At 42.6% G+C, this 13,640-nt stretch carries 12 protein-coding genes; all 12 read left to right on the top strand.

The window, feature by feature from the left end; translation table 11 throughout:
* Positions 1 to 9 precede the first annotated feature (9 nt).
* On the top strand, positions 10 to 1,500 hold the full coding sequence (locus MHH54_RS16350) for an N-acetylmuramoyl-L-alanine amidase (protein ID WP_044140362.1): 1,491 nt from the start codon (positions 10 to 12) through the stop codon (positions 1,498 to 1,500).
* Between the two features lie 231 nt (positions 1,501 to 1,731).
* On the top strand, positions 1,732 to 2,310 hold the full coding sequence (locus MHH54_RS16345; RefSeq protein ID WP_170965966.1) for a hypothetical protein: 579 nt from the start codon (positions 1,732 to 1,734) through the stop codon (positions 2,308 to 2,310).
* Positions 2,311 to 2,508: 198 nt separating this feature from the next.
* A complete protein-coding gene (locus MHH54_RS16340) occupies positions 2,509 to 3,168 on the top strand; it encodes an exopolysaccharide biosynthesis polyprenyl glycosylphosphotransferase (protein ID WP_044140051.1) in 660 nt (219 codons plus the stop codon).
* Between the two features lie 18 nt (positions 3,169 to 3,186).
* Positions 3,187 to 4,638, top strand: coding sequence for an MOP flippase family protein (locus tag MHH54_RS16335; RefSeq protein WP_342500432.1), 1,452 nt, complete (start codon positions 3,187 to 3,189; stop codon positions 4,636 to 4,638).
* Positions 4,635 to 5,819, top strand: coding sequence for a glycosyltransferase (locus tag MHH54_RS16330; protein ID WP_106030081.1), 1,185 nt, complete (start codon positions 4,635 to 4,637; stop codon positions 5,817 to 5,819). The genes MHH54_RS16335 and MHH54_RS16330 overlap by 4 nt, the downstream gene beginning before the upstream one ends.
* A gap of 79 nt (positions 5,820 to 5,898) precedes the next feature.
* Positions 5,899 to 7,236 (top strand): UDP-glucose/GDP-mannose dehydrogenase family protein, encoded by a 1,338-nt coding sequence (locus MHH54_RS16325; protein WP_106030080.1) that lies wholly within the window; start codon positions 5,899 to 5,901, stop codon positions 7,234 to 7,236.
* A 14-nt stretch (positions 7,237 to 7,250) separates the two neighbouring features.
* Entirely contained in the window at positions 7,251 to 8,180 is a 930-nt protein-coding gene (locus MHH54_RS16320) for an NAD-dependent epimerase/dehydratase family protein (protein WP_106032149.1), read from the top strand.
* Positions 8,181 to 8,219: 39 nt separating this feature from the next.
* Positions 8,220 to 9,677: an O-antigen ligase family protein gene (locus MHH54_RS16315; RefSeq protein ID WP_342500431.1), complete on the top strand. Its 1,458-nt coding sequence runs from the start codon at positions 8,220 to 8,222 to the stop codon at positions 9,675 to 9,677.
* A gap of 72 nt (positions 9,678 to 9,749) precedes the next feature.
* A complete protein-coding gene (locus MHH54_RS16310) occupies positions 9,750 to 10,427 on the top strand; it encodes a hypothetical protein (RefSeq protein ID WP_106030077.1) in 678 nt (225 codons plus the stop codon).
* 24 nt (positions 10,428 to 10,451) lie between these two features.
* On the top strand, positions 10,452 to 11,207 hold the full coding sequence (locus MHH54_RS16305; protein WP_050944347.1) for a glycosyltransferase family 2 protein: 756 nt from the start codon (positions 10,452 to 10,454) through the stop codon (positions 11,205 to 11,207).
* Positions 11,208 to 11,232: 25 nt separating this feature from the next.
* Positions 11,233 to 12,423, top strand: coding sequence for a glycosyltransferase (locus tag MHH54_RS16300; RefSeq protein WP_342500924.1), 1,191 nt, complete (start codon positions 11,233 to 11,235; stop codon positions 12,421 to 12,423).
* Between the two features lie 134 nt (positions 12,424 to 12,557).
* Entirely contained in the window at positions 12,558 to 13,625 is a 1,068-nt protein-coding gene (locus MHH54_RS16295) for an MraY family glycosyltransferase (protein WP_003212692.1), read from the top strand.
* Positions 13,626 to 13,640 lie beyond the last annotated feature (15 nt).

Raw genomic sequence — 13,640 nt, 5'->3', positions numbered from 1 at the left:
ACATAGATGATGCGCTCAATCATGAAAACAGCCATCCTCAGCCTCATCGCCATTTTCGTTATTGTTCCAACAGCTTCAGCAGATAATTCAGTCTCACGAATTGATGGCGGAAGCAGATATGCTGTAGCAGCAAACGTAGCGAAAAAGGGATGGGGAACTGCAAGTACAGTCGTAATAGTAGGGAAAACTGCGTATGCAGATGCCACAGCAGGGATTCCACTTGCACACCAAAAAAATGGACCAGTTCTTTATACAAACAGTAAGAGTCTTTCAGGTGATACGAAAAAAGCCCTAAAGGCTTTAAAAACAAAGACAGTGATCGTTTTAGGCAGTACATCAAGTGTGTCAAATAACGTAATCAATGAAGTGAAGAAGATGGGCATCTCTACACAACGTATTTCAGGAAAAAATCGATATGAGCTATCTGCAAATATCGCGAAGAAAATGAAAAAGCCAGCAGGCGTCGTTGTCGTTGAAGGTTCCTTCTACGCTCATGGGATTGCAATTGCACCGGTAGCAGCACAAAAAGGTTTCCCGATTCTCTACACAGATAAAAAGGGACTTCGTTCTGAAATCGCATCTGTTGCAAAAGCAAGCAATGTCAAACAAACCATTGTAGTCGGCGGAGAAAATTACGTCACAAAAGCAGCTTATAATCAATTGAAATCTCCAACACGAATTAAAGGCTCCACTCGTTATGACGTTGCCGCTAATATTGTGAAAAAGTATAATATGAGCACGAACAATACCTATGTAGGAAGAGGGTTTGGCTACGCCACTTCATCTTCTGCTGCAGGGATCGCAGCGAAGCAAAACAAAGCATTGCTTCTAACGAATGAAAAAACATTACCAAAAGTAACAAGAGCAACCATTAGCAGTAAAAAAATCACCAAATTCACTGTCGTAGGCAGTGCAAATACGGTGACACCAACTGTTGTGAATCAATTGAAAAACCCTGTCGTCGGGAAAAAAGTATTCATTGACCCAGGTCATGGCGCACATGATTCAGGAGCTGTAGGCTACGGGTTATATGAAAAGAACTTGAATTTAGATGTAGCTAAGCGTTTAAATACGAAATTAAACAACGCGGGTGCACTTGTTACGATGTCAAGAACATCAGACACATTTGACAGTCTTCAAACACGAGTGAGCAAAGGTGCGTCAGCAAATGCAGATATCTTCATTAGTGTCCATGCAAACTCAAATGATAACAGCAGTGCAAATGGAACAGAAACGTATTATGACAAAACATATGCGTCTGCAAACAGCTTGAAGCTTGCGCAAAACATTCAGCCGAAAATGGTCAGTGCACTTGGTACAAGAGACCGTGGTGTGAAAACAGCTGGATTCTACGTGATTAAATATTCTAAAATGCCGAGTGTTCTTTTAGAAACTGGTTTTGTGTCAAGTCCAGTTGATTCAAACATCTTGAAATCGGCTACGTATAAAGATCGTTTAGCGTCAGGCATTTCAAGCGGTGTGTCAGGTTACTTTAGATAAGAAAATACAAACATGAGGGGTGCCTCAGATACTCCTCTTAGGCTGCTCGAGAACGTCTCTCGGCAGCCTTTTTTCAAAAGTCTATGAAGTGATCGGGTCATCAATAATGTGTCAAGTTAAAAATACATTTCATTTCTAGTTATCTTTGTTATAATTGAAACATAAAAGGTGAATGGTTTACGCATGAATCTAAGCGACAGCCAATCGACAAATCATGAAGAGGTGACAATTTTGAAAAAATTAATCACAATGCCGTTTCTAGTATTGCTTCTAGGTGTACTACTCACAGCATGCGGCACAACAAATCAATCAAGCGACAACAATAAGGATGACAGCAAAAAGGAAACAACCGAAGCAGCTGATCAAAAGAAAGAAAATGCTTCAGAGAAAAAGGAAAAAACAGAAGATCAGTCATCAAATGAAAAAGCAGATGATCAAAGCAAAGAAACAGTTGCTCCAAAAGAAGAGCAATCTGGTCAATCTGATGAAGACGCAAAAGACAGCTCAAGTAAAGAAATCACAAAAGAAGAACCTACTAAGGAACAATCAAAAACTGATTCTAAAACAAAGAAAGAATCAACAACAAATAAGAAAAATGAAGTCACCAAGGAAGGCACATATGTCGGCTTGGCTGATGGACATACCATTGCTGTGAACATTGATGGCAAAGAAGTCGCTATTCAATTCGGAAATACGTTTTCTAAACAAGTGAACAGCTTAAAAGAAGAATCAAAAGTGAAAGTCACTTATACAAAAGATGCAAACGGAACCCTTCGATTAAAAACGATCGAATCCGTTAAAGCAAAATAAAAAAAGACCCAGAGACCCGCAGAATTGCGGGTCTTTTTTACGTTGAAAAGGGCATAACTTGATATAAGTGCACATTCTTAACACAGTTTTACAAGACTTAACAGCGCATTTACATTTGCTTAATGTTGCTCTGCTAAACTGACCTTCATAGAACATCTCTTTACACAACAACTACTTTGAATGGTGAGGTGCAGGTCAGTGAGTGCAGAGAAAGCGATGAATCTTTATAGAGAATATGAAGTGAGACGAAACCACTCTTTTGCCTTAACAGAACATATGGTTCGTTATTTATTTGCAAAACGTTTCATAGATTTAATGTTCTCGTTCATCGGATTGATGTTGAGTACGCCAATCATTTTGCTGTTTGCTCTTTTGATTAAGCTGGAAACACCGGGACCAGCCTTTTATATGCAGGAGAGGGTCGGGAAAGACGGTGTTTACTTTAAATTATGGAAGCTCAGATCGATGAGAACCGATGCTGAAAGCGGAGGAGCGAAATGGGCACAAAAAAACGACCCACGTATCACCAAAGTGGGAGCCTTCATTCGTAAAACAAGAATCGATGAACTCCCTCAATTCATCAACGTGTTAAAAGGAGAAATGAGTATCGTAGGTCCGCGTCCGGAAAGACCGATGTTTACCGCAGAATTTAATCGGACGATTCCAGGTTTTACGAAAAGATTAACGGTCAAGCCGGGACTGACAGGTCTTGCTCAAGTAAATGGAGGATATGAAATGAGTCCAAGTGAAAAATTAACACATGACTTACAGTATATTCAAAACTTGACATTTTCTCTCGACACGAAGATTATGGTAAAAACGTTAAAAGTCATCATGACGGGTGACGGAGCCAGATAAGTAAAGTAGGGAAGAGAAATGGCAAGTATGAAAAAACACATGCTGGGCGGGGCAAAATGGACAAGCTTGTCCGCATTTATCATTACGATCATCCAAATTGCACAGTTCGCCTTTTTAGGGAACGTGATGTCACTGAAAGAGTTTGGACTCGTTGGCATGATCACAACTGTCACAATATTTACGCAGATTTTACTTGATCTAGGGATCGGGGCAGCGATCATCCAAAAGGAACAAACAACAGAACGTCAATTATCCACATTATATTGGATCAACTTACTCACTGGCATTATCTTATTCTGTTTACTCATTCTAGTAAGCCCAATGATTGCCGCCTTTTATAACCGGCCAGAGCTGGAGGGGTTGCTCAAACTATTATCGATCATGTTTCTGATTGCACCCATTGGCCAGCAATACCAATACATGATGCAAAAGGACTTAGCCTTTAAAACATTAAGTGCCATTGAAGCCATTGCAACTATGATATCGCTGTTTGTTTTACTCGCTTTGGCCTTCTTCATCAATCCGATTGTAGCCTATGTCATTTCTCAAGTGCTTCTGCAATCTGGAAAAGGGCTTATGTATGCCGCAGCTTATTGGAAGAAGTGGCGCCCAGCACCTGTTTTTGCATTAGGAGAAGTGAAAGAATTTTTCTCATTCGGTGCATTCCAGCTCGCATCCAGACTAGTCAATCGAGCAGGATCGAACATAGACATGATTTTAATCGGCCGGTTTCTCGGAGCAGAAGCGTTAGGTATTTATAGCTTGGCGTATCAAATCGTGACGATCCCCGTGCTGAAGATTAACCCGATTGTGACGAGAGTGGCTTTCCCGGTTTTCGCAAAAAGTCAGCGTGATCACTCCATGCTGCGAGAGGGCTTCCTCAGTATGACGAATATGCTCGCATTGATTAGCTTTCCGTTATTAATCGGTCTTGCTGCCGTATCAGATAGCTTTATAGAAGTAGTGTTTGGCGAGAAATGGCTCGTAGCTGTTCCGGTTCTTAATATATTATGCATTGTCGGACTTCTGCGTGTACTGATGAATCCAAACGGGTCAATACTTCTTGCCAAAGGGAGAGCGGACTTAGCCTTTTATTGGGATACGGGGATGCTTCTTGTGTATGGATGCGCCTTATATGTAGGTGTCAGCACAGGCAGTCTGCTCACAGTAGCTTGGGTTTACTCAGGTGTCAGCCTGCTCAACTTCATTGTCGGCAGATGGCTCATGGCGTATGTCATTCAGCTAGATATGAAGGTTTATTTAAAATCACTTGGCAAGCCTGCTGCTATGACGCTATTGATGGCCGCCTGTGCGGTAGCCCTGCATCAAGGCATGAAGCTGACGTCAGCCGACATTTTACTTCAATTAGGATTGACGATTTGTGTCAGCGCAGCATTGTATGGCTTGCTGCTCATCAAAATGTATCCGCAGGTGGCAGGCAAATTATTGAGAAGAGGTCGTTCGTCATGAAGGTGCTGTGGCTGACAAGTGTATATCCTAGTGAAAAACATCCAAGTGAAGGCGTATTCCATGAAACGCAAGTGCAGGAGCTGCTCAAACAAGGAATACAAGTGACCGTCATCTGTCCCAACCCGGTCAATCCACCGGTTTTGCGGATGCTGAAGGCGTCCTATCGGCAGAAAAAAGATCTGCCCGAGCAGGAAGTGAGAAACGGAGTGACCGTATACAGGCCGCCCTATACAGCGCTCCCTGGACAGCTGAAATGGGCACAGCCGAGTAAACGAATAGCTTCTACTGTTCTCAGCGCCATGCAGCGTTATCAACTGTCACCAGATTTTATCCATGCGCACTTTGCGATGCCATCTGGCGGAGCGGCGGCTGTGATTCAGAAAGAAACGCAAATTCCTTATCTTTTGACCTTACATGGCAGTGATGTGAACGTGTATCCGGGCTATAGCAAAGGGGCACATGCAGCCTTTGAAACGGCGGTGAAACAGGCATCTGCTGTTCTGACGGTGAGCGAGGAGCTTGCTAAAAAGACAAATGACATGACAAAGGTAGAAGCGAAATGCCTCCCGCTCGGTATTCCGCTCCAGTCATTTTCTAAAACGGAAGAAGATCAACAAGTCATCAGGAAAAAGTTAGGCTTACCCCTTCACGACAAGCTCGTTGTATTCGTCGGGCGATTAGTCAAAGAGAAGGGCTTACTTGAATTAGCTGATGCTGTCAGCGGCTTGGATGGTGTGAAAGCAGTTTTTGTTGGAAAAGGCCCCCTTGCAAAGGAGCTCACAGAACGGGCTGGAGCATCTATTCTACTCCCAGGGCAGGTGCCGAATGAGCAGGTGAAAGACTACTTAATCGCATCCGACCTGTTTGCACTTCCTTCTTATAGTGAAGGGATGCCTACCGTCGTCCTAGAGGCGCTCGCTTTAAAAGTACCTGTCATTGCGACACGAGTTGGCGGTCTCCCAACCTTATTTTCTAGCTATCAACACCTGCTCATTGAACCACGTTCGACAAGTCAGCTGAAAAAGGCCATTCACGCCTACCTTTATGAAAACAGATGGAATGAGCAAGTGAAAAGCGATCTTCATCAAATCGTTCATACAGAATATTCATCAGCAAATAATACGAAGCAGCTCATACAGCAATATGAAAAGGTGCTTCATCAATCAAGATCCATCGTTTAAACAAGATGAAATGTGCAAAGAATGATAGATAGATAAACAGCTTGGAACGGACAATATGCTTTTACTGAGAGGATGAAAAATGTTGAAGAAAATTGCTGTGATTGGAACAGGGTATGTCGGGTTAGTATCGGGTACTTGTTTTGCTGATATCGGAAATCGTGTCATCTGCTGTGACATCGATGAATCAAAAATCAACAGCTTAAAAAGTGGTGTCGTTCCCATTTATGAACCGGGTTTAAAGGAATTGATTGAAAAGAATACGGAAGAAGGAAGACTGTTTTTTACAACCAATATTCCTGCTGCTATCCGGGAATCAGAGATTATCTATATTGCTGTAGGGACACCGATGACAGCACAGGGGGAAGCAGATTTAACGTACGTGAAAGCTGTCGCTCAAACAATTGGTGAACATCTAAATGGCTATAAAATCATCGTCAATAAAAGCACAGTGCCCGTTGGAACAGGCCGGCTCGTTCAAGCCATTGTCGAAAAAGCATCGCGCAGTAAATATCCTTTTGATGTCGTATCCAATCCAGAGTTTCTCAGAGAAGGATCTGCCATCCAAGACACGATGAATATGGAGCGGGCAGTAATCGGCTCGACAAGCACCCATGCGTCGACCATCATCAAAAGATTGCATGATCCGTTTCAAACAGAGGTTGTGGAGACCAATTTAGAAAGTGCTGAAATGATTAAGTATGCTGCAAATGCCATGCTTGCCACAAAAATCTCATTCATCAATGACATTGCAAATATTTGCGAGCGGGTGGGCGCTGATGTTGAAAAAGTTAGCGAAGGCGTTGGATTAGACAGCCGTATCGGGCATAAATTTTTAAAAGCGGGCATTGGATTTGGTGGGTCTTGTTTCCCGAAAGACACGATGGCTCTTCTCAAAATTGCCGAAACAGCCGGCTACCGGTTCAAGCTGATCGAGTCCGTGATTGAAACGAACAATCACCAAAGAGCGCACCTTGTCAGCAAATTGATGAGTGTATTCGGTGATATTAGAGGAAAAACCATCTCTGTTTTAGGTCTCGCATTCAAACCGAATACGAATGATATGCGTTCTGCGCCTGCATTAGACATTATCCCAATGCTAAGAGAGCTGGGTGCCTTTGTGAAGGCCTATGATCCGGTTGCTTATGTAGAAGCAGAACGAGAGCTTGGCCCGCAAGCTGTCTTCAGTAATGACCTGTATGAAACAGTAAAAGATACGGATGCTTGCCTCATCCTAACAGAATGGGATGACGTACAGAAGATGGATAAAGATCAAATCCAGCAGCTGCTTCGTTCACCGATTGTAATTGATGGAAGGAATTTGTTTGATCCAGCAGAAATGAAAGAGAGAGGATTTATTTACCAGTCTATCGGCCGCCCAGGCGTATGGGAAGCAGAATTGGTATCAAAGGCACAATAACAGGGGGAGCTTGGATGAAGAAAGTATTGGTTACTGGGGGAAGCGGATTTATTGGATCACACACGGTAGAGGCTTTACTAGAAAAAGGTTACGAGCCCATCGTTCTTGATAACTTTTCAACTGGATCTCGGGGAAATATTGCCCACCTTTCCGTTCAATGCATTGAGGCAGATGTCACAAAATCAGAAACGGTCGATTTGATCAAACAAATAAGACCGGATTATATCATTCACCTTGCAGCGCAGGTGAGTGTCGCCGTGTCTGTTCAGAATTTCGTTTATGACGAAGAGGTCAATATCAAAGGGTCCCTGCAAGTCATGAAAGCAGCTGCTGAAACGGGGGTGGAGAAGGTGGTATTTGCCTCATCGGCAGCTGTCTATGGAGATCCAGTGTATCTGCCAGTGGATACCGCTCACCGGCTAAAGCCTGGTTCGCCTTATGGTTTAGCGAAACTCACAGTAGAGCGATACTTAGAAATGGCAAAATCACTGTATGATGTGGACTATTGTATTCTTCGGTATAGCAATGTTTATGGTCCGCGACAAGACGCACTTGGCGAAGGCGGGGTTGTCTCTATTTTCTCTGATAAGTTTGCAAAGGATGAGGCTCCTTTCATTTTCGGAGACGGAGAACAAACAAGAGATTTCATCTATGTAGGTGATCTAGCAGCGGCTAATGTTGCGGCTTTAACAGCTCAATCAAACGTTTGTTTAAATATCTCATGTGGTGATTCAATCACTGTGAATGAGCTGTTTCAAACGATGAAGCGAGTGACGAGGTCACATCTTGAACCAATTTACAAGCCGCAGCGTGCAGGAGATATTGTGCATAGTACATTGGCAAATGAGGAAACGAAACAAGTCTTAGCATGGGAGCCTGTTGTGAGTTTACAGGAAGGTTTGGCTCGTACCATTTCCTACTATGAACAGGAAGTCAAGGCTTAATCCCTCAAATCGGATGGGTTGCTTAGGAGGAAAATGGGTATGAGTGTGAAACAAACAGCATGGCAAATCATGATTGGATGTATATTGTTTGCAGCAGGGATCGGGCTTGTACAAATGGCAGCCGCCCAGCCCGTCGGGTTAAAGAAGATGGTGGCTGTTCCGGTTATACTTCTGATCCTGTCGGCTGCTCTTGTGTTGATGAAGCTGTACATGAATGGTGAGCAAATCTTCATGTCAGTCATCTATCTTTTGATTACATTGACCTTTCTCAACAACGCTTTCTTTTCTATTAGTGCAGGATTCTTTAGTCTTTTTCTCTACCGTATCATGCTCATCGCCGCCTTTGCTTTATTTATATGGCGGATGAGAGATCAGGGGACGTACATATCGCAGTGGCAGCAGATTCGTGTCAAAGGAATTCTTGGTTTTTTCGCTGTATGGTTTCTTTACGGTCTCATCTCACTGCTTTGGGCTCATTCGGTCACAGACGGCCTGAAATATATGTCCCTTCTTGCAATGGGGATGGGATTTGTCTTTCTAGTCGTCATGTATATTCAGCGAATGGATCAAGTGGTGACCTTTTATAGCATTTGGCTGGTCATGACTGTGTTTGTGATGGGGATTGGGTTCTATAATCATTTTACATTGAACCATTTACCGAATACCTCATTGTATCTAGGGCCAGCGTATAAACAGCACTATCCTACATCTGTCTTTTTTAATCAGAATGACTTTGCAACGTTTTTATCGATTAGTTTCTTCTTATATCTAGCATGCATGCGTCAAATGAAGAACGGTTACATCAAAGCGTTTGGATTATTAGGTGCAATCGCCGCGATGTATCTCATTTTGTTAACCGAATCCCGCGCTAGTCTGCTTGGTATATTTGCAGGAGTGGCGATCTATGTGTGGCTGCTGCTGCCGCGTTTTCTCAAAAAGTGGTCAATCATTGCAGCAAGCGGAATTGTCGTCATCGGTATCGCTGTCTTTTCAGCCAAGATTTATTCAGTTTTTTATGACTTGTTTCTCGCTTCTCAGGTCGCGCATTCTTTTAGTGAACCACTCCCGTCTAACATCGCGAGAGCGAATTTAATCAAAAATGCTTGGCACTTCTTTACGAATTCATACGGATTCGGAGTTGGAGCGGGGAATGTGTCTTACTACTTAGCTCACTTTTCGATCTTTGACACAGACCAGGTCGTAGAAGTGCACAATTGGCTGCTGGAATTGATGACGAACTTTGGATTTGCAGTCATGCTGGGCTATATCTCTGTATACGCCTATCTCATGTTCACACTGTACAAACAATACCAATGGGCTGACACAAGATCGGCAAAAATGATCATTGAGGGGTTGTTTGCAGCCATGCTGAGCTTTCTCGTTTCAAGTATCAGTCCTAGCTCCGTCTCGAATTTATATTTCCATTGGGTATTTTTAGGACTGGTGATCGCAGCGGTGAATATGTTGAAAAACAAACAACGACTCAAGCTATGGTAAACCGTGTGTGATGCTGCGTTTGTATGGCTACACTAGTGAAAGAGCAAATACGTCAATGTTGGGAGAATGAACATGTCTGGTTTCATATCTAGGATAGGGAAGCGAATCAAAAAGTACATCGTATGGCTCATACTGCTGCCTGTCGTATTAGGCGCTTTTGGTTTCTTTTTTGCTAAAGGAACTACGCAGCAGTCTAGTTACACAGCTGCTGTTACCCTCACTCTCGGTAAATATGATGATGGGGTGTATAACAACATGGCAGAAGTGACATCTCTATTAAAAAGCGATGCATTTCTAAATGAAGCACTCAGTGATGTGAAAGAAGAAGAAAGACAGGATGTGAAAACTCGTCTCATCCTTACCAATCAATCAGATACACAATTACAGCTGTCTTTCACGGATGCCGATAAGGATCGTGCTTTGGCTGTCGTGAAGCAAGTGTCGGATACATTTCTCAAGCAAGATAAAGCATTATTTACAAAAAGGCAGCAGGTGATTGAAAGTAGATTAGCTGCTCTTGAAGACGAATCGGTCAGCAATGATTCCAAAGTCGATAAAGAACGATTCTTATATGAATTGGAGTCAACAAAGCTTGGAATGAAGCAGGCAAAAATTGTTGATCCTGCACAAGTACTTGATGAAGGCAATAAAGGCATGTCAGCTAAAAAACGGGCACTTCTTGGGCTTGTCATTGGCTTTAGCATCTCGCTCATGTTTGTCGTCTTACCCGAAGTGTTCAAAGAATCTTAATAATGAACTGGAGATGAGTCTTAGGTGAACAATCAACCGTTAGTATCCATCATTACACCTGCGTATAATGCGGAACGTTATTTAACGGATACAGTTCATTCCGTCCTTGCCCAAACCTATTCCAATTGGGAGCTGATCATTGCAGATGATTGTTCTACAGATGGAACTCGAAAGCTATTAGGGGATTTAAGTCAAGCGGACGACAGAATCAACGTCATTTATTTAGAGGAAAATGGGGGAGCTGCCATTGCTAGAAACGCAGCCATCAAACAGGCAAAAGGACGCTTTATCGCTTTTTTAGACAGCGATGATATGTGGAAAGAGACGAAGCTTGAAAAACAGGTAGACTTCATGCTGACAAATGATTATGCCTTTACATTTACGGCATATGACATCATTGCAGAAAACGGAGAACCATTAGAAAAAACCGTCACTGCGCCAGCGAGATTGGACTATAATGAAGCCCTGAAAAACACCATTATCGGCTGTTTAACGGTCATGCTTGATCTTCAAAAGGTAGGACATGTGGAAATGCCGAACATTCGCACAAGGCAGGATTTAGCTACATGGCTGTCTATATTAAAAAGAGGATTTACAGCCTATGGTATGAGTGAACCGCTCAGTGAATATCGCATCGTTGGGAACTCCATCTCTAGTAACAAGTGGAAAGCAGCGAAAAAAACGTGGTTTGTCTACAGAGAAATTGAGCAGCTTCATTTTGTCAAAGCGTCTTGGTGTTTTATGCACTATGCGACAAATGCTGTGAAGAAGCGCTTATAAACAGAAGGGAAAAAAGGTGATAAAGGTGAAAGCAGACTCGATCATACATGTTGTCGTAGCGACGGGAGAATGGGGACAGGACGGACTGAGGTACAGACGGCATCGGCTGGCCGAATTTCTAGCATCTGATCCAGAAACAAAAGAGGTCATCTGGGTATGCCCGTCATCATCTCGTCATACAGCTCTCTTTCAGCCCATAACAGATCGAATGAAGCAATTGACCATTCCTGATGTGCTCAAGAGCAAATTATTTCGCTTTGGTCGATATCAAGACATGTTCTATATTCATAAATTATCCCCTCTCCTTGAACATTTGCGGCATGAGGAGAAGAAGGGGATCGCTGTTTGTTTATGGTATACGTTTCCGGGCTTTCCGCTCTTATCTTCTTTATTTGAATGGAAACATATTGTCTATGATTGCAGTGACCTGTGGGGAGAGCCGATAAGCGGCAACCATAACATCCTTTCTTATATGAGGCAGCGTGTCATTGTCAAAGCAGAAAATCGAATCATTAAATACGCACACAGCATTACATGCTCTTCTCAATATTTACACGATCAAATCAAAAAACGTCTTATGGGAGAACCGAAAGATGTGTTTACGGTGGAAAATGGCGTCGAATACGATGTGTTTGCGAAAAGCAATCTTCCGTGCAAAGAAGATGTGCTGGAAGGAAGAGAAGGGACTGTGCTTGGTTTTATCGGAGGAATCAAGCCAAAGCTCGATTTTGACATGATGGCTGAAGCTGCTCGCATGCGGCCTGATTGGACATTTTTATTTGTCGGTCCGGATGGAACGAATGGAGATCCATCTTTTCAGCATGCACTCAAACTGCCTAATGTGATTTGGACAGGTGCTGTTGCCCCAGAAGAAGTGCCTGCTTATATGAAGCTGATTGATGTAGGTATGATGCCATATAAACAATCCCCTTATAATCAAGCGGTGTTCCCTCTCAAGCTTTATGAATTTTTAGCCGCTGGAATACCGGTTGTCGGTTTAAATCTCCCATCAACGGAAAGGCTAAAAGAGAAGGATGTGTATGAATATTTAGAGGGCGATGATCCTGCGCTCTTCGTAGAAGCCTGCCTGAAAGTGATCAGCAAAAAAGACGACACGAGCTATAGACATCTAAGACAAAGCCGAGCGAAGAAAAAAGATTGGCATGCGCTGTTCACAAACATGGTGGAACTAACGAATATTAAAGAAAACGCATAATTCATTCGGGATTGTGCGTTTTTATTTGTTTCTTCCTCACAGGGGGAGCTTGTGATCATCCTCTATTCAATTGTATAATGGAAAGAGCGGCCAATATACAAAATACAGATTTCAATTTAGAAGGAGACTGACCTATGGATTACGAACGCGCCTTATTAGCGTTTTTTGTCTCTCTGGCTACAGTTTTAATTGTGACACCAATCGTCAAAAAGTTTGCAATTAAGATTGGTGCAGTGGACCAGCCGAATAAACGAAAAGTTCATGATAAAGTAATGCCTCGAATGGGTGGTTTGGCAATTTTTATTGGAGTAGCGGCTGGAGCATTAGCAGGCGGGCTGTTTCTACATAATAAAATTACAGCAATTTCAGTTGGTGCCGTACTCATCGTCATTTTAGGTATATTTGATGATAAATATAATTTAAGTGCAAGATTTAAATTTCTCGTACAAGTCCTAGTTGCTTGTTTGATTGTGAGCACGGGCTTAAAAATGGACTTCTTCTCTGTTCCTTTTTTAACAGATCGAATTGAGTTAGGCTGGATGGCATATCCCCTCACCGTGCTATGGATTGTGGGTATCACAAATGCCATTAATTTAATTGACGGCCTTGATGGACTAGCTGCCGGTATTTCTGTCATCGGTTTATCAACGATTGCAGTGATGGCATTTTCTGCTGATAAGATTCTGATTCTTTCTTTATCTCTTGTCGTCATTGGCAGTACGATCGGCTTTCTCTTTTACAACTTCCATCCGGCGAAGATTTTTATGGGAGATACCGGTTCGCTATTTTTAGGCTATATGATTTCGGTGCTGTCACTTTTAGGGTTATACAAAAGTGTCACTTTGTTTAGTGTTGTTGTTCCTGTGATCATTCTAGGTGTTCCTATATTTGATACGACCTTTGCAATCATTAGACGCATATTAAACAAACAGCCGATTTCATCACCGGACAAATCCCATATTCATCATAGACTAATGGCCTTTGGCTTGTCCCATCGCATGGCTGTCATCGTGATTTACATGATTGGCCTAGTCTTTAGCTTAAGTGCGATTTTGCTGACAAGCGCGACCATTTGGTTATCGCTGATCATTATCTTTTTACTGGTGATGTTTATGCAAGTGATTGCGGAAGTCACGGGTTTGGTCAACGAAGAGTTCAAACCATTTACGAAATTCTATAAACGAATGGTGAAAAGACAATAATAAAACAGCCCGTTC

The sequence above is a fragment of the Bacillus sp. FSL K6-4563 genome, from assembly GCF_038630405.1.
GTDB classification, from domain to species: Bacteria; Bacillota; Bacilli; order Bacillales; family Bacillaceae; genus Bacillus; species Bacillus pumilus.
The sequence above is the reverse complement of the archived record's forward strand: the minus strand, read 5'-3'. Positions and strand labels throughout refer to the sequence as shown.

What these genes read in the sequence shown, in the direction of transcription:
- MHH54_RS16310 (WP_106030077.1), top strand. Translation starts at nt 9,750, where the DNA reads ATGTCTGGTTTCATATCTAGGATAGGGAAGCGAATCAAAAAGTACATC.
- MHH54_RS16335 (WP_342500432.1), top strand. Translation starts at nt 3,187, where the DNA reads ATGGCAAGTATGAAAAAACACATGCTGGGCGGGGCAAAATGGACAAGC.
- MHH54_RS16315 (WP_342500431.1), top strand. Translation starts at nt 8,220, where the DNA reads ATGAGTGTGAAACAAACAGCATGGCAAATCATGATTGGATGTATATTG.
- MHH54_RS16330 (WP_106030081.1), top strand. Translation starts at nt 4,635, where the DNA reads ATGAAGGTGCTGTGGCTGACAAGTGTATATCCTAGTGAAAAACATCCA.
- MHH54_RS16350 (WP_044140362.1), top strand. Translation starts at nt 10, where the DNA reads ATGCGCTCAATCATGAAAACAGCCATCCTCAGCCTCATCGCCATTTTC.
- MHH54_RS16320 (WP_106032149.1), top strand. Translation starts at nt 7,251, where the DNA reads ATGAAGAAAGTATTGGTTACTGGGGGAAGCGGATTTATTGGATCACAC.
- MHH54_RS16325 (WP_106030080.1), top strand. Translation starts at nt 5,899, where the DNA reads ATGTTGAAGAAAATTGCTGTGATTGGAACAGGGTATGTCGGGTTAGTA.
- MHH54_RS16295 (WP_003212692.1), top strand. Translation starts at nt 12,558, where the DNA reads ATGGATTACGAACGCGCCTTATTAGCGTTTTTTGTCTCTCTGGCTACA.